This window comes from Syntrophotaleaceae bacterium (assembly GCA_041390365.1).
GTDB lineage: Bacteria > Desulfobacterota > Desulfuromonadia > Desulfuromonadales > Syntrophotaleaceae > JAWKQB01.
Genome location: JAWKQB010000003.1, coordinates 472,324 through 487,688 on the forward strand (window position 1 = coordinate 472,324; position 15,365 = coordinate 487,688).

14 protein-coding genes and 1 pseudogene are annotated in these 15,365 nt (G+C 57.8%); 8 read left to right on the forward strand and 7 right to left on the reverse strand.

Annotated elements, in window-relative coordinates:
• Positions 1-88: 88 nt before the first annotated feature.
• Positions 89-1,492 (forward strand): amidohydrolase family protein, encoded by a 1,404-nt coding sequence (locus R2940_14495; GenBank protein MEZ4600995.1) that lies wholly within the window; start codon positions 89-91, stop codon positions 1,490-1,492.
• Positions 1,493-1,519: 27 nt separating this feature from the next.
• Here the strand turns inward: R2940_14495 and R2940_14500 are convergent, their stop codons facing one another.
• Entirely contained in the window at positions 1,520-2,467 is a 948-nt protein-coding gene (locus tag R2940_14500) for a glycosyltransferase (protein ID MEZ4600996.1), read from the reverse strand.
• A 251-nt stretch (positions 2,468-2,718) separates the two neighbouring features.
• Positions 2,719-4,101 carry an NAD(P)H-dependent oxidoreductase gene (locus R2940_14505; protein MEZ4600997.1) on the reverse strand — a complete coding sequence of 461 codons (1,383 nt, stop codon included), beginning with the start codon at positions 4,099-4,101 and terminating at the stop codon, positions 2,719-2,721.
• A gap of 362 nt (positions 4,102-4,463) precedes the next feature.
• Here R2940_14505 and R2940_14510 point away from each other — a divergent pair, with 362 nt between their 5' ends.
• Complete coding sequence (locus R2940_14510; GenBank protein ID MEZ4600998.1) at positions 4,464-5,072, forward strand: NAD(P)H-dependent oxidoreductase; 609 nt, start codon at positions 4,464-4,466, stop codon at positions 5,070-5,072.
• The gene (locus R2940_14515; GenBank protein ID MEZ4600999.1) at positions 5,069-6,964 is read left to right on the forward strand and encodes a monovalent cation:proton antiporter-2 (CPA2) family protein; all 1,896 of its coding nucleotides are present in this window, start codon (positions 5,069-5,071) and stop codon (positions 6,962-6,964) included. Before R2940_14510 ends, R2940_14515 begins: the two co-directional genes overlap by 4 nt.
• 247 nt (positions 6,965-7,211) lie before the next feature.
• Here the strand turns inward: R2940_14515 and R2940_14520 are convergent, their stop codons facing one another.
• Positions 7,212-7,979 carry an RNA methyltransferase gene (locus R2940_14520; protein ID MEZ4601000.1) on the reverse strand — a complete coding sequence of 256 codons (768 nt, stop codon included), beginning with the start codon at positions 7,977-7,979 and terminating at the stop codon, positions 7,212-7,214.
• A 278-nt stretch (positions 7,980-8,257) separates the two neighbouring features.
• Here R2940_14520 and R2940_14525 point away from each other — a divergent pair.
• Both R2940_14525 and R2940_14530 read left to right on the forward strand, forming a co-directional pair.
• Positions 8,258-8,497: pseudogene (locus R2940_14525) on the forward strand (IS30 family transposase).
• A 234-nt stretch (positions 8,498-8,731) separates the two neighbouring features.
• Positions 8,732-9,400, forward strand: coding sequence for a YkgJ family cysteine cluster protein (locus R2940_14530; GenBank protein MEZ4601001.1), 669 nt, complete (start codon positions 8,732-8,734; stop codon positions 9,398-9,400).
• A 27-nt stretch (positions 9,401-9,427) separates the two neighbouring features.
• Here the strand turns inward: R2940_14530 and R2940_14535 are convergent, their stop codons facing one another.
• From R2940_14535 to R2940_14545, 3 genes are all read right to left on the reverse strand, one after another.
• On the reverse strand, positions 9,428-9,904 hold the full coding sequence (locus R2940_14535) for a DUF4112 domain-containing protein (protein ID MEZ4601002.1): 477 nt from the start codon (positions 9,902-9,904) through the stop codon (positions 9,428-9,430).
• An 81-nt stretch (positions 9,905-9,985) separates the two neighbouring features.
• Positions 9,986-10,537, reverse strand: a complete 552-nt coding sequence (locus tag R2940_14540; protein ID MEZ4601003.1) for a methylated-DNA--[protein]-cysteine S-methyltransferase — start codon at positions 10,535-10,537, stop codon at positions 9,986-9,988.
• Between the two features lie 31 nt (positions 10,538-10,568).
• Positions 10,569-12,071 carry an Ada metal-binding domain-containing protein gene (locus R2940_14545; protein ID MEZ4601004.1) on the reverse strand — a complete coding sequence of 501 codons (1,503 nt, stop codon included), beginning with the start codon at positions 12,069-12,071 and terminating at the stop codon, positions 10,569-10,571.
• A gap of 160 nt (positions 12,072-12,231) precedes the next feature.
• Between R2940_14545 and R2940_14550 the strand changes: the two genes are divergently transcribed.
• From R2940_14550 to R2940_14560, 3 genes are all read left to right on the forward strand, one after another.
• Positions 12,232-13,869 (forward strand): CARDB domain-containing protein, encoded by a 1,638-nt coding sequence (locus R2940_14550; GenBank protein MEZ4601005.1) that lies wholly within the window; start codon positions 12,232-12,234, stop codon positions 13,867-13,869.
• 33 nt (positions 13,870-13,902) lie between these two features.
• A complete protein-coding gene (locus R2940_14555; GenBank protein ID MEZ4601006.1) occupies positions 13,903-14,061 on the forward strand; it encodes a hypothetical protein in 159 nt (52 codons plus the stop codon).
• 74 nt (positions 14,062-14,135) lie between these two features.
• Positions 14,136-14,591, forward strand: a complete 456-nt coding sequence (locus tag R2940_14560) for a hypothetical protein (protein MEZ4601007.1) — start codon at positions 14,136-14,138, stop codon at positions 14,589-14,591.
• Between the two features lie 48 nt (positions 14,592-14,639).
• Here the strand turns inward: R2940_14560 and R2940_14565 are convergent, their stop codons facing one another.
• Complete coding sequence (locus R2940_14565; GenBank protein ID MEZ4601008.1) at positions 14,640-15,344, reverse strand: hypothetical protein; 705 nt, start codon at positions 15,342-15,344, stop codon at positions 14,640-14,642.
• Positions 15,345-15,365 lie beyond the last annotated feature (21 nt).

A 15,365-nucleotide genomic window follows, 5' to 3' on the forward strand; every position in this document is an offset into this window, starting at 1 on the left:
CAGCCAGACCTATACCCCCCCTGCCTTCAAATTCGACTTTGAAAACAGAGAGGGTAGACTGTTTCGTATGCCGACAAAGGGGGAGGCGATGAAAAAGGGAGAAGGCGCGAGGGCGTGCAAGGGTTCGATCCAACCGTGGCCCACCCGCATCCGCCCGGAAGGTGCCGCAGGGGAGATGCAAACGCCCCGAATGCGCAAGGTCGAAGCCCATCTGCATAACCTTGCCGACTGTTGCGGGCCGCCCCTGGGGATGGATCGCCGGCAATTCCTGCGCAGCAGTTGCGGTCTGGCAGCGGCATTCCTGTCCATGAATGCCGTGTTCGGGCCGCTGTTCGACGTGAGTCCGGCGGAAGCAGCCGATCCGCAATCAGCCGAGGAACGATCCCGGGCCCTGGCCGGGCAGCTCGTCATCGATGTACAGACCCATTTTGTTTATCCGGAATACCCTTCGCGGGGCCTGCTCGGTCTGCGCGAACTTGCCAAACGCTGGAATCCGGAAATTCAGGGGCGCCAGACCCTGGAAAAAATCCAGTACGACAATTTTTACCGGGAAGTCTTCCTGAACAGCGACACGGCCCTGGCGGTGCTGAGCAGCGCCCCGGCCGACGACCCGCAGCGCTACTTTCTTCACAACGAGGACCTGATCCGGGCGCGAGATCGGGTCGAAAAGCAGGCCGGCAGCCGGCGTCTCAACGTCCATGCCCTGTTCACTCCCGGACGCCCCGGGTGGATGGAGGATTTGGAGCGGGCCATCGCCATGAAACCCGACGCCTGGAAAGGCTACACCGTCGGCATGCCCTCCGGCGAATCCCGCTGGCCATGGCGCATGGATGACGAAAAGCTCGTGTACCCGGCCTATGAAAAAATGGTCGAGGCGGGCATCACCACGGTCTGCGTTCATAAAGGATTATTGCCTTCCAATTACCGGCAGCGCATGGCGAGTACCTGGCGCTACGGAGGTGTGGACGACGTGCCCAAAGCCGCGAAGGACTGGCCGCAGCTGCGCTTTCTCATCTACCACTCCGCCATCCGCCGGGGCGGCATACCGACCGGCGAAGAGCTGCAAACCTTCGAGGAAACGGGAGAGATACCCTGGGTGAGCGACCTGGCAAGAATTCCGGAACGGCACGGCGTGAACAACGTCTACGCGGAACTGGGCTCGGTGTTCGCTGTCACCTGCGTCAGCGCTCCGCGCTACTGTGCGGGCATCCTCGGCACGCTGATCAAGGGGATGGGCGCGGACAGGGTGCTCTGGGGGACGGATTCCGTCTGGTATGGCTCCCCCCAATGGCAGATCGAGGCCCTGCGCCGCCTGGAAATTCCGGAAAATCTCCAGAAAAAATTCGGATTTCGCCCCCTCGGCTCGGCCGTCGGCGAGCTGAAAAACCGCATTTTCGCCGACAACGCCCGGCAGGTGTATACCTTCGATAAGGCAGCCCTGAAGTCGGACAAGCTGGCTCACGCGAAAAGCGCCGCAGCGGCGACTCCCTGATGAACCATGTCGCCCCTCAATTCGGGGCTACCGACTGTCCTTCGGTTGGCAAGAGTTAAGAAAAGCAACGGGATTTTTACGAAGGTTATGAATGTACCATCGGTGTTTAAGGGAAAAATATTTTTTGTACTTTCCCATCCTCCGGGCATAATGTCGCAAAAGGGGCGCATTCTTTTTCCCGGTGAGCGCCTCTAAGAGCAACAATTGAAAAATCTTTTCCCTCCTGACCTGTCTAAACTGTGGGTAATTTTCATCAACCCACCCGAAAAATCTGGCAACCTGGAAACTTCTTTTATACTTTGCTTCAAAGTCTTCCTTTTTTCCAAAAAAATGATTGCTTTGATGCACACGATAATTCACTAAAGATTCTGCGAGATAAAACTTTCTCCCGCCCACAATAGAGGCCAGCCAGATGACACAATCATCAGCACGAATGCGCCAGTCTTCCTCCATTGGAATCGGAAATATTTTGTTTGCCAGCGACCGTCGTATCGAAATAGCTGAAGTTCGTTCCCCGATCCAGGAATGACTGAGATACGTCAAAAAAGCAGTATATCCTAAATCAGTGATTTTATCGGTAAAAGGTTGAATGATTTGTTTCTGGCTTTGGCCGAATTCTTGAAGTCCACAGTAAATAAAATCACACTCTTTTCTTTCCGAATACAAATCGACTAATTTTTGAATATAATTAAGTTTATAAGCATCATCGGAGTCAAGAAAGCAAATAATATCACCGCCTGCAAGTTCAAACCCACGGTTGAAGGAAGAAAGCTGTCCTCCATTTTCTTTAAAGTAAGTTTTTATTCTATTGTCTTTTTTGGCGAGTCTGCTTATTGTTTCAACTGAATTATCATTGGATCCATCATCAACCACAACTATTTCAATATTATAATAGGATTGATTACAAGCCGAATTTATTGATTCTTCAATAAATTTTCCATAATTATGATTATTGATCAGGATCGAAACAAGCATGGAACCAACCCATCCTCCTTATTATAATAGCCTTTCCATTCCCATAGAAGTTTTTATCGGGTAAGAATGTTCTTTGAAAAGTTTTTTAAGGGTACAACTCACTTATAAAATCTGTCAAAACAAAAAATGCGGTAAGAGCCAAATTATTTCGGGGCATTTTCCTGGTGGGGGAAGAGTAATTTTTTACCCGTAAGGGAAGGACCAAAAGGTATTGCAAAGAGTCTGGACATGATTTGGAACATGTTGAGAGGTCAGCTTTCCTCGACAACTTTACGCAAGGCTCTGACCATTTCGCCTTTCATCCGACTATGATAAAGCTCCTCACGGATGCGGGAGCTGTTCGCCAGCATTATCATCAATGCGTTTCTAAACCGTATGCGCCAAATGCGATGCGGAAAATCGTACACTCCGTGGTTTTTGAAATAGCGATGATCGGCCACAAAGGGAAAGCGCAGCCGACCCCAGATCTCGTCACGCAGCAATTTGGTGCCGGCGAGGCCGAGAAAGGTTTGGGGCCTGCGATAGTGCTGGGCGCTACTGGTAACGAGGCAATGGGACAACAGGTCGAGCTGGCCGTCGAGGGCGGCCGAATCATGGCATTCGTCACTCACTATCGCCACCAGATTGGCCTTTGCCCACTCGCAGTACGCTTCAAGGATCTCACGCAGATGAGGGTTGCGGCTCAGCTGACCGGCAACGAGGATGCCAACCTGCTTGTCGATGATGCTTGGAGTATGGCCCAGGAAAAAGGTCCGGTCGAAAAAGGTCTTCCAGCGGGCCGAGAGGTATCGGTCACGGATGTCGCCGGCATAGATGAGGATATCGGCAGCCATCACCCGCTGCCGGTAAAAGGAGATGAAGTCGTCCCGCTCCTCGAGCGGGCAGCTGTTGTCGTAACCGCACTGGATGCAGCCTAGACAACTGGTTTCGATATGCAGCTCACGGAGATTGACGGTTTCCGCCTTGCCGCCGAAACAGATTTGCAGCCGCCTGACCATCCGAGCCTGGTTACCGTCCGGTTCCTCAAGGTCACAGATGATGAGAACCTTTTTACCGCCGGGATCCACAGTCGCTGCGACCGGCCCCGGATCATAGGGGCCAGATTCTGCGGACACAGGTTGGGCCTGATGGAAGGTCGGCCGACCTTGCTCTGTAATCTGCAAGGCGTTGTCGGCGAACTGCAGCAGCATGCGACGCTTTTCGGCGTCGAGCAGATCCTGCATGTCGGCTGAAAAGGCATCGATAAAACGCATCCCCAGGTCGTGGCAGACGGCGCGGATATATTGCAGGGCGGTGTGGTCGTAGAAATGGACCGAGGTAGCGATGGCCAGGGCATATTTACCGGCAAAAGCGGACGCAGCCTGACGCTCCCAGATCAGCTCTATAAAGCGTTTATAGTGAGCATGGACCATCAGGTAGTAGAGGGGAAAGCTCCAGATGATCAGGTCGGAATTTTTGATACGGTCGATAACGGCGGCAAATTGACATGGGTCCTGTTCGATGCTTTTCAGGTCGCGGGCGATATGATGGTAGGTGAATTTGTGTTGCGGATTTTTCTTTTCGAAGTAGCGAACGTATTGCAGTGTGATGCTCTGTTCGCCCTTGGGACTGCCGCTCAGCACTACAACATTCATTGCTTGTTTCTCTATTAAAGTGATAAGGAAGTTTTTTATGAAGGAAGCCAAAAGAGGCTTTGACTTCAACTGGTCGGTACATGATGAGAAAAGATATGAGGAGTATACTATTTTTTTCCGGAATCGCCCGGGAATTCTAAGCTTGGGGACAAGATCAGGTAAAAATAATGTGAGGTGTGCCGGTGTCCGTCTCCGCGCAATCCCCTTGATGCGTATCCCATAAAAGGCCGATTCGCATACGACGGCCGCGTCGAAATCGAAGGCATAACGAAACCCGGGAGGGACAAGGGATAGCGCTTGACCTTTGGTCGCTGGTGCCATAGGTTGGGATTATTTTTCCTTTGGGTGTTCAGGAGCACAGCATGAAGAACATACTGATTCTGTTCGCACATCCGCGCTTTGAAAAGTCCCGGGCCAACAAGGCGCTGCTTGGCGCTCTTCACGGTCAGGACGGCATTACGGTGCATGATCTTTATGAGCTGTATCCAGATTTCAACGTCGACATTGCGCGAGAGCAGGACCTGCTGCTGGCGCACCAAATCATCATCTGGCATTACCCCTTGTTCCTGTATGGGGCACCCGCCATGGTCAAACAGTGGATGGACCTTGTGCTGGAGCATGGCTGGGCTCACGGTGCGGGGGTAACAACCCTCGAGGACAAACAGTTATTCGTCACCATCACCAGTGGCGGCACACGGGAAAGCTACTCCCACAGCGGATTCAATCGGCACACAATGTCTGAGCTGCTGTTCCCGCTCAGGCAGGCGACCCGCCTCTGCCGGATGACATGGCTTCCCCCCTTCGCGGTGCAGGGAACCTACCGTCTGACAGACGACATGCTGGCGAACTACGGCAGCATGTACCGTCAGGTGCTGTTGGAGCTGGCACGGTCCCCTTCTCTGGAATCGGTCTGGCGCTACGATTTCCTCAATGACTGGATTGCGGACATGAACGGAAAGGAGCAGCCATGACAGACAGTTTGCTTGGCCAGGCAGTCGTGTACCTTGGTGCGGCGCTGATCTGCGTGCCGCTGGCCAAGCGTCTGGGGATGGGATCGGTGCTGGGTTACCTGCTGGCCGGCATTCTCATCGGCCCCTTCTGCCTCGGCTTTATCGGCCATGAGGGAGAAGACATCATGCACTTCGCGGAATTCGGCGTGGTCATGATGCTCTTCCTGATCGGTCTCGAGTTGGAGCCGGCCCATTTCTGGAAGATGCGCAATCGGATTCTGGGGTTGGGGACGCTGCAGCTGGTCCTGACCACCCTCGCCTTCACGGGCGGCCTCCTGATGCTGGGCCTGGACTGGCGGGGCGCCCTGGCCGCCGGGCTGGCCCTTTCCATGTCATCCACGGCAATGGTGCTTCAATCCCTCAAGGAAAAGGGGCTCGGCGGCTCTCAAGCAGGGGCCAGCTCCTTCGCCGTGCTGCTGTTCCAGGACATCGCCGTCATCCCGATCCTGGCTCTGCTCCCATTTCTTGCCCTGCAGGCCGGCGCAGGTGCGCCCCATGGCGACGCTCCTGGACTGCTGGAAGGCCTGCCGGTCTGGTTGAAGGCCGGGTCAGTCCTCTTTGCCCTGGCCGCGGTCATCATCATGGGCCGATATATCGTTGTTCCCATCCTTCGCATCGTCACCAAGACCAGTGTCCGGGAGCTTTCCATCGCCGCAGCTCTGCTGATCATCGTCGCCATCGCCCTCTTGATGAAGCTGGTCGGCCTGAGCCCGGCGCTGGGCGCTTTCCTCGCCGGCTTACTGCTGGCTAACAGTGAATTCCGCCACGAGCTGGAAAGCGACATCGAACCATTCAAGGGGCTGTTGCTCGGCCTTTTCTTCATCGCGGTCGGGGCGTCCATCAACTTCAGGCTGCTGTCCGAGAGCCCGGTTGTCATCCTGTCCCTGGTCCTGGCGGTCATCGTGCTCAAAGCCGCGGTGTTGATCCTGGCGGGGCGGCTGTTCCGGCTTTCCTTCGACCAGAACAGCATCTTCGCCCTCGGCCTGTCCCAGGTAGGGGAGTTCGCCTTTGTCCTCTTCGCCTTTATCAGCCGGCTGGGGATTATCGGGAACAAGTGGATAGATACGCTGATGGCGGTCACCGCCATCAGCATGACCATGACCCCTCTGCTGCTCCTCTTGAACGAACGGCTGGTCCTGTCACGCTTCGGCACCCTCCAGCAGGTGGAAAAGGAAGCCGACCACATCGATACCGAGCACCCGGTCATCATCGCCGGGTTCGGCTCCTTCGGCAGCACCTTGGGCCGTTTTCTCCGGGCCAACGGCGTTGAGGCGACCATCCTGGACAACGACTCCGACCAGGTGGACTTGCTGCGCAGGATGGGATTCAAGGTGTTTTACGGGGATGCCACCCGGCTGGACATCCTCCACTCCGCAGGTGCCGGCAGCGCCCGCATCCTGTTCATCGCCATAGACAGCCCCTCGATCGTCAACAATCTCGTTGAAACCGCGAAAAAGCATTTCCCCAAGCTTCAGATCATGGCCTGCGCCGGAGACAACCTGGATGCCCAGGAGTTGCTGGATCTCGGAGTAAACCATGTCTATCGGGCGTTTCTCGACACCTCCGTGCGGGCGGGGGTTGACGTTCTGGCAAACCTCGGACACCGGCGCTACAGTGCGACCCGGGCCGGCCAGAACTTCATGAAATATGACGAAGCCGCCATGCGCCATCTTGCTCCGCATCGCCACGACACAAAAGATTACATCTCCAGCGCCAGAGAGCAGATCCGGCTGCAGGAACAGTTGCTGGCCAGCGACCGCGCCAGCATCCATAACCAGCACGACCATGCCTGGGATTCCATCGGTCCGGTGACGGCAGCAGAGGAGAATGGGGTCTGTCTGTCGGCGGAATGATAAAATTTGATGTGAACGCTCCTGATGCGGATTGAATCGTGCCGTCGCTGGCAAAGACCGAAATTGAGGGTGAACATGCCACGATGAACATCGCAACCGCAACCCGCCCAGCAAAATCTGTCTCGCGCAAAGGCGCAAAGGTCGCAAAGGAAGGCGAAGTCCTTTCAAAGGCTTTACCTGGCTTTGAATTTTCTTTGCGTGCTTAGCGAACTTTGCGCGAATGGCTTTGAACGCCCCCGGCGACGGTTCAGCCGCCCCGTTTTCGACCCCGCCAGTCGTTAATGCTCCAGGAAAGCTGGCTCCAGAGACCCCTTAGCAGGGCCACCTCGTTCCGGTCGGGATGGGCTCGGGAGATCAGACGACGCAACCTGTTGAGCCCCGCCTCCCGGCGGCTTGGATTGAGGAAGGCGATTCTCTCCAGCACGGCAGCCATCTGGGCGAACATGCTGTCCAGCTCTTGCTGGGTTGGCAATTCGCCCTCGGCTTCGGATACGGCCCCTTGGGGTTGTCGGGCCAGTTCGTAGAGAAACAGCACAACGGCCTGGGCAAGGTTGAGTGAGCCGGCTGCATCGCTGGTCGCCACCCTCGCGGTATGGCTGCACAAGGCTACCTCGTCACTGGTCAGCCCGCTCTGCTCACGGCCGAAGATCAGACCCGCCTTCGTGCCGGCGGGCAAAGACCCGAAGAGGGCCGGCAGTTGGGTGCTGTCCAGCAGCCGGCCGCGCAGCCGGCCTTCCCGGCGGGTTGTTGCGATAGTGATCTGCAGGTCGGAGATCGCGTCAGCCAGGGCGGGAAAAATCCGGGCCGATTCAAGCAGGTGTGTCGCGCCGGCGGCGAACATGCGAGCTTCCTCGGCCAAGTGATCGCAGGGATTGACCAGGCGCAGATCGCTCAACCCAAAATTGGCCATGGCCCGGGCCACGGAACCGACATTGCCCGGGATCTGAGGTCCGCACAGTACGATGACGGGCCCCTTACAAGGGTCGGGCGAGGCGCTGATTTCGTTTGCAGGCATGGTATCTGTCCCCCGGCCGAAGTTCAAATTTTCAAAAGAGAAGGTTGACGCCCTACTTGATCTTATCGAGCACCGGGGCCGCCCCGGTCGCTTCCTCACCCCATCCCGCACCCACTCCCCGATCCTGATAATGAGCCCTTCCTGGAAGTTGCCCTCGCCGGTCAGTCGTCCTGCCGCGTCATAAATTTATATTTTTCAAGAACGTCCCCTTGGGTTATGTTGGGTTATGCAAGAACGTCCCCTTGAACTGTAAAGAACGTCCCCTTGAACTGGAGGACCAGACAGGACTTAAAGTTTATTTCGCCGAACCGTATGCTGCTTGACAGCGAGGCACGAACGAAAACACCAACGGTCTGTTGCGCTTCTATTTTCCCAAGGGAACCGATTTCCGCCGCCTATCAGAAAAAACACTGGCCAAAGCGGTTCAAAAGCTCAACAACCGGCCAAGAAAATGTCTTGGCTACCGGACACCCCAGGAAGTCTTCGATGAAGCCCTGAGTGGTGCACTTGCAAATTGAATCTGCCATCTCGTTGAGGGTTGCGGGGGATAAACCTGCCTTGTCCATTTTCGAGTCTCCGTTTCTGCGGCTTCACCCCTTAGATGCTCCGAGGAAGTAAAAGGTTCCCGGGAAGGCAAAAAAGATATCACCTGGAGCTGCCGCCCTCCATGGTAACGCCGATGGGTGTTTTACTCCACCCACCGGAGCAGCAGTTTCCGTCTGACTTGCGCCAAACGGCGGAAAAAGGGTAGCATGCTCTCCATGGACGATCTCCTCGAAGAGTACAAGAATCTCCTTGCCCGCATCGATGGCTGGTTCGAACGATCCGTGGCCGCGGCCGGCCCCGGGCGGATCGCCTGCTCCAAGGGGTGCAGCGCCTGTTGCCGGGGGTTTTTCGACATTTCCCTCCTCGACGCCTTCCTTCTGCAGCAGGGTTTCCAGCACCTTCCGGAAAACATCCGCCAGGTCTCTTTGGAGAAGTCCCGGAGGCGACTGGAGGACCTTAGGGTCCGCTGGCCGGGCTTTGCCGCCCCCTACATTCTCAACGGCATTCCCGACGAGGAGTGGACCGAGATGCCAGAGGACGACGAAACACCCTGTCCGCTCCTCGGCGCCGACGGCACCTGCCTGGTCTACGCCTGGCGGCCGATGATCTGCCGCCTCCACGGATTGCCGAACATCGACTTCTCGGGGGAGAGTTTTTCCGATGTATGGTGCACGAAGAATTTCCCCGGCGTCGATCCTCTGCAACGGCCGGAGCTGCGCTGGGAGTTCCGCAAGACCTTCGAAGAGGAAATCGTTATTTTCCGCAAGTTTTCAGCCCGCCTGCTCGGCTCTCCCCTCATTGAGCTCGATACCTTCATCCCCACCGCACTTCTGATCGATTTTGCCCGGACCGACTGGAAGAATTTCAGGATCTAATGCGAGGCGACAATCTCTTCGGAAAGCTCAGCCGTTGCTGACCGCCAGCCACAGCGCCCGAACCAGCAAAAACCCCAGCATGCCGACGAACACCACGAAGGCCACCAGCAGTAGGGCCAAAACCCAGACGAATACGCGGCTGGTGACGACGGTCTTGCGCGGTTGGTCCAGATATTCGCCGAGGAGTTTCACGTTGCGGTTGTTGGCTTTCCAGGCAACGTCGAAGAGATCGCCCAGGAAGGGAATGGCGCCGATCAGCGCGTCCACCGCGATGTTGAAGGCCATTTTCAGCAGGACCGATTTGGGAACGCCCAGGCGGGAGGCGGCGGCCAGGATATAGCTCGATAAAAGAGCGCCCACGGTGTCCCCGATCCCAGGGAACAGGCCGATCAGAGAATCGAGTCCGACCCGGATATCGAGTCCGGGAATCGGAATGAGGTTGTCCAGAAACCACGCCAGCCGTTCCAATTGCCTTCTGGCCTTGTCCCTTTCGTCGGTGTTCATGCAGTGGTTCCCTTTCAGCAAGCTGATCGAGGGGGATGAAAATCTTTTTCTGTAAACAACTATAACGTTTTTCGCCAAAGGTTACAGCAACAACCCCCGGGCTGGAAAAGATGCAGTTTCTGCACGGCGCATCCGCGCCTCGTGTGCAAGCAGCCACCGCTTGCGTTCCAAACCGCCGGCATAGCCGGTCAATTTGCCGTTCGCTCCGATCACTCGGTGACAGGGCACGATGATCGACACCGGATTGAGCGCATTGGCCCGGGCAACGGCCCGCACGGCTGCCGGATGGCCGAGGGCGGCAGCCAGTCCGCTATAGGACCGGCTCTCCCCGAAAGGAATGGTGATCAGCGCCTGCCAGACCCTTTTCTGAAAGTCGGTGCCGATCATCTCGATATCGGCCATCGGCAACGGTTGTATCTCTCCGGAAAAATAGGCGTCGAGCCAGCAAAAAACTGAGGCCGGCATCGTCCCCCCTTCCCGCCAGTCGATCTTTCCGAAACGGCGGCTCTGGATTGTTCGAAGCCGATCGTCATTCCCCTCGAAGTCGAGATGAACCAGTTTGCCTCCGGTGGAGGCAAGGATCAGTTCGCAAACAGGGCTGGGATAACGGGCGATGTCGATACGGGTGTTCACGGCAGTGTTCTCCTCTCGAACGGATAGATCATCAAGGAATCAGAGCTGACCACAGGTACTGGGCGGCATACGCCCGCCAGGGGCGCCACGTTTGCGAGCGCTGTTCCAGCGGCCTCGCCTTGTCCGGCCCCAGGCCAAGGGAGGAGGCCTTGAGCAGACCGAGATCGGCTGCCGGAAAAGCATCCGGATCGCCCAGTCCCCGCAGGGCGAAATAATTCAGGGTCCAGGGACCGATTCCAGGAATATGGGCGAGATTAGCGAGAAGCGCTTCTCCCGCTTGATCTTGAAGGTGGGGCCAGGCAAACAGCTCGACGATTCCGGAAAGGGTAAGAGCGCGGCGCCTGGTCAGGCCGATCGGCTGCAGATCCCGGCCCGCCAGAACCTCGGCGGCAGGAAACAGGTGCGTGACAGCGGAACCGGCCACAAGGTCTTCCGGCAAAGGTTCCCCATAAAGCTTGACCAGGCGCCCGGCCAGGGTGCGCGCCGCCGCCACCGAAACCTGTTGCCCCAGCACCGCCCGTACCGCAAGTTCGAACCGGTCCCAACAGCCGGGAACCCGCAACCCCGGCCGTTTTTCAATCAACGGGAGAAGCAGCGGATCTTCGGCCAAAACAGAGGTAATGGCGCCGATATCGGAATCCAGATCGAACAGGCGGCGCACCCGTCCGCCGATGTCCAGTACCTTGCCACCGACGGAGCCGCGCAGGGTAACATCTACCCCCAGGCCGTCCCGGGTAAACCTGCAGATCATCAACCCCACGGCATCGCCGAGCCGAAAACCTCGACAATACCAGTCGGGTCCTGTCTGTTCCAGCCCGGGAATGGCGCGATCGCTGAAGAAGGAGAGAAGATAGCCGGCATCGAAAGGCGGCCGGGCGCGCAGCCGAAGAACGAGATCGTCGGGTCGCGGTGCCCATAGGTCGAGCGCGGCCGCTCCGGGCGAGTCCGGGACCGGAGCGCGCACTGCAAGGGGCAAACCGCGCCGAAAGGCTGTCGGGGCATGGCCGTAAGCGATCTTCATCGCATCGTTGAACCGGCGCAGGCTGCCGAAACCGGCCACCTCGGCGATCTCGCTCATCGACAGGTTGCTGTCCACGATCAGTTGCCGCGCGCGCAGCAGCCGGCGCGCTTTGGCGTGTTCCTGCGGGGTGACGCCGGTATGTTCCTTGAAGAGCCGGCGCAAATGGCGGGCGCCGATGCCGAGGCGGGCAGCCAGATCCTCCAGGGAGCCGGTTGCCAGCGCCCCTTCCTCGATCAGGTGCACCGCGCGACGCACGGTGGCATGAACCCCCTCGGCGGCGGGCCTGCCGGGCGTGACTTCCGGCCGGCAACGCAGGCAGGGACGAAAGCCGTGCGCCATTGCAGACTCGGCCGTGGGAAAAAACCGCACATTTTCGCGCCTGGGAGTGAGGGCGGGACAGATCGGGCGGCAGAAAATCCCGGTCGTCAGTACGGCGGTATAGAACAATCCGTCAAACCGCCGGTCGCGGGCCAGCAGGGCGTTGTAGCATTTGTCTTCATCGAGCTGTTTCATGGGGCTCATTCTAGCAGGATCAGACAGGAAATACTCGCCAGATCCGGACATCGGCATGGAAAATCCGGTTGGTGTCCCTCGGCAAGTCCTGCTGCTTGAAAAAGCTTTTTATTCCTCTATATTTCCATTAAACAACGCTAAAGCGACCGGGAGGGATAGAATGAAAAGCCGAAATTCCATGTCCCACTGCGTATTGGTGACTCTCGCCGTCCTTGTGGCTGCCCTTTGCACATCCTGCACCCCCTGTGTCGTCTACACCGATTTGTGCGATCTTATCGGCGGGGTGCCGGAGGCCGAGGTGGTCAGCTCGAACCGGATGGTGGTGCTGGAGGATCCCGGCACCATCGCCGTCTGGCACGGATTCAGCTGCTCGGAGTCCGACAAAAGGGGTATCGAAGACGTGCTGAAGGTCGAAGAGAGCCTCGAGCTTCAGCGCTATGCCCGGGCGACCGTGTTTCTCAACGGCTGGCGCATGACATACCTCAGCTCCGACCACCATGTCGGGGGCCTCGGAACCATGATCAGCAATATCCGGATGGAGGGCAGTACCCTGAAGTGGCAGGCAGCGGGGGCGCTCTCGGACAAGAATTTCGATGACGGCTACCGCTGGTGCTATCACTATACGGTGGTGGCCTGGAACCCCGCGAACCTGAATCTCGTCGTCGATCAGCGGGATGGAAGCTGCGAGTCGCGGGATCCCGCGGAGACGAACTTCTTCATTACCGACAACGCGGGTACGACGACGGCCCTGTCCGCTTTTTCCTCCTTCCTCTTCAATCCGGGTTTTGCTTCCGGCAGGACGGTGGCGGTTCTCCCCCGGGGATTCGGGTTTCGCTGGAGTTCCGATTGCGAGACGGATCACCATCTGCTCCAGCTCGGTTTCAACCTGGATCACGCCGAAGCTTTTGTCGAAAACGAGAAAAATTATAAGAAAGGGTTTCGCGAGGAGGTGACGCCGATCGAGAATCCCCCGCTGCCTCCGACAGTGACTCATCAGGTCGATTCCGGCTTCGTCAGCTGGGAAACCTACGCTATTTTCAAAGACAACGCCGGTCGCAGGGGCTACGGTTTCGGGGAGATGGTTTCTGGCCTCGGCGGCCCGGATGTCGGAGTGATCCAGCCGCCCTTCGCCATCCTGCCGATCGAGGACAAAGGGATCATCGGAGCCTGCCTCGGCGAGGGGCCCGGTGAGAAGACGGAAGAGGTTACCGTCGAGAATGTTCCCTTCGAATACGCCATTCCCATGCTGGTCGGGTGGGACCTGCACTACGGATGCGACGACGAGCAGGTGACCGAGATCGGAACCTGGCTGGATGAATTCCAGTACGAAAAGGCCGCGGGGGATCCGACCGGAACCCTGCGCTACAAGGTTTCCTCCATCCTGAAGGACAAGGACGGCAGCCCGGGCCATGCTTTCTCCCACAAGGTCGCGATTCTCGGGATCAAACCGATTGCTTCCGCAGTGGCGCCTGACCTCGTTCCCTTCAGCCCGCTCGGAACCGACCCCCTGGCTTTCTGCCGGCTGGAGGATTCGGGGACACTGCTGAGGGTCACGGTCAGAAACCAGGGGAACGGGGACGCGGCCGCCTCCCGAACGACGGTGTTGTTCCGCGGCGGCCCTGTCACCCTCGACACGCCCCCTGTTCCCGCCGGAGCTTCGGTGGATTTGCTGTTCAACGTCCCGTCGAACTGCTTCAGCCCCGATTGCTCGTTCACTATCAGAGTCGATTCGGACAATCAGGTCGATGAGTTCACCAACGAGGGAAACAACAGTGCAAACGGGGGGTGCCTGGGATAGGATAACGGATGCTGCATGCGGACAGGAGAACGAATGTTCTCCTGTACCCAAATCGTGATACCTGAAAAAGATTCCAGTGCAAATGGCGATCATACACTGTCCTTTTTTGTTCCGGCAGTAAAGGATTTCAGCTCGCTGCCGAAGGAGGTGGCGGAAAAAACCCAGTCCGCAATTCCTTTGCAAATGGCATGACTTATGCTGATTCATCCGGCGGCTTGCCGGTTCGGGGATCAGAAATTCTTCTTCATGATTTGGGAGGGAACACCATGCGTATCAGACCTTTTCTATTGACCTTCGCCCTTGTCCTGCTTACTGCCGGAATTGCTCGCGCGGACCTCGATGCCTATCTGCACAGCCTCAATATCAGCGCTGAGGGGGATATCGGCGGCTTCCGTACACAGGTCGGTGCCCATTTTGGTGCCTCCGGTCCCCAGATAGATCTCGTTTTTCGCTCCGTCGACTACCCGGCTGACGCCGCGGTCTGTTTCTGGCTGGCGGTACACTCCGGCAAGCCTGTTGAGATGGTGGTTCGCGAATACCGCAGCCGCAAGGGTCAGGGATGGGGGGCGTTGGCCAAAAGCCTCGGCATCAAGCCGGGATCGGCCGAGTTCCATGCTCTAAAACAGGGACATTTGGGATGGGAGGCAAAAAATGCCCCTGGCGGCCGGGGCAACGGTGGAGGAGGTGCCAAAGGGAATGGTAAGGGCAACGGAAAGAATTAACCTGCGGCCCGCTTCAGGATGCTGACACTTGCCGAGTTGCCCACAGAATCAATGATATCCCACACCAGGATAGAGAAGGTTGACCGCCAGCAGCTGCAGGGGGCGAAAGACGGTCCCGAAAAACTTCCAGGCCAGCAGCAAACCGAGCATGGCGGCGGTGGAACTGTCGAGGAGACGTCGATAGGACAGGGCCAGCTTGTTGCTGAGCAGCAGAGGGACGATGGCACTGCCGTCGAGAGGCGGCAGGGGCAGCAGGTTGAAGACCAGGAGCAGCAGGTTGAGGGAGAAAAAGATGCTGATCAGCATGGCCAGACCGTCCCACACCCCGCCGTAGGGGGCGGCGACCAGGCTGGTGAAGCTGATGCTTGAGGGGATGGCAAAAACATCCAGGAGAATGCCCAGGCGGATCAGCAGGGCTGCGGCCAGTACCACGGCCAAATTGGCCAGCGGTCCCGCCAGCGCCATAAGGGCGGCGCGGCGGGGGTATCTCAGGGCCCATGCGCGGTCGTAGGGGGCACTGGCCCAGCCGATCATCCATCCGCCGATGGCATAGGAGACGATCGGCACGACCAGGGCGCCAACGGGCTCCCTGCGGACGTGGGGAAAGGGGTTGAGGGTCACCTGCCCGCCGTCCCGGGCCGTCGGGTCGCCGAGTTTCAGGGCGGCCCAGGCATGGGCGGCTTCATGGGCGACGATCGCCGCGAGAAATGCGAAATACCAGAGGAGCAGTTCTGAAACATTCAACATCTGCATAATTTACTCCAGGAGAAGACA

Excerpts from the sequence above, each read along its gene's own strand:
- R2940_14545 (MEZ4601004.1), bottom strand. The coding sequence starts at position 12,071 with ATGAAACAGCTCGATGAAGACAAATGCTACAACGCCCTGCTGGCCCGC.
- R2940_14515 (MEZ4600999.1), top strand. The coding sequence starts at position 5,069 with ATGACAGACAGTTTGCTTGGCCAGGCAGTCGTGTACCTTGGTGCGGCG.
- R2940_14530 (MEZ4601001.1), top strand. The coding sequence starts at position 8,732 with ATGCTCTCCATGGACGATCTCCTCGAAGAGTACAAGAATCTCCTTGCC.
- R2940_14520 (MEZ4601000.1), bottom strand. The coding sequence starts at position 7,979 with ATGCCTGCAAACGAAATCAGCGCCTCGCCCGACCCTTGTAAGGGGCCC.
- R2940_14560 (MEZ4601007.1), top strand. The coding sequence starts at position 14,136 with ATGCGTATCAGACCTTTTCTATTGACCTTCGCCCTTGTCCTGCTTACT.
- R2940_14495 (MEZ4600995.1), top strand. The coding sequence starts at position 89 with ATGAAAAAGGGAGAAGGCGCGAGGGCGTGCAAGGGTTCGATCCAACCG.
- R2940_14535 (MEZ4601002.1), bottom strand. The coding sequence starts at position 9,904 with ATGAACACCGACGAAAGGGACAAGGCCAGAAGGCAATTGGAACGGCTG.
- R2940_14510 (MEZ4600998.1), top strand. The coding sequence starts at position 4,464 with ATGAAGAACATACTGATTCTGTTCGCACATCCGCGCTTTGAAAAGTCC.
- R2940_14500 (MEZ4600996.1), bottom strand. The coding sequence starts at position 2,467 with ATGCTTGTTTCGATCCTGATCAATAATCATAATTATGGAAAATTTATT.
- R2940_14505 (MEZ4600997.1), bottom strand. The coding sequence starts at position 4,101 with ATGAATGTTGTAGTGCTGAGCGGCAGTCCCAAGGGCGAACAGAGCATC.
- R2940_14550 (MEZ4601005.1), top strand. The coding sequence starts at position 12,232 with ATGAAAAGCCGAAATTCCATGTCCCACTGCGTATTGGTGACTCTCGCC.
- R2940_14565 (MEZ4601008.1), bottom strand. The coding sequence starts at position 15,344 with ATGCAGATGTTGAATGTTTCAGAACTGCTCCTCTGGTATTTCGCATTT.
- R2940_14555 (MEZ4601006.1), top strand. The coding sequence starts at position 13,903 with ATGTTCTCCTGTACCCAAATCGTGATACCTGAAAAAGATTCCAGTGCA.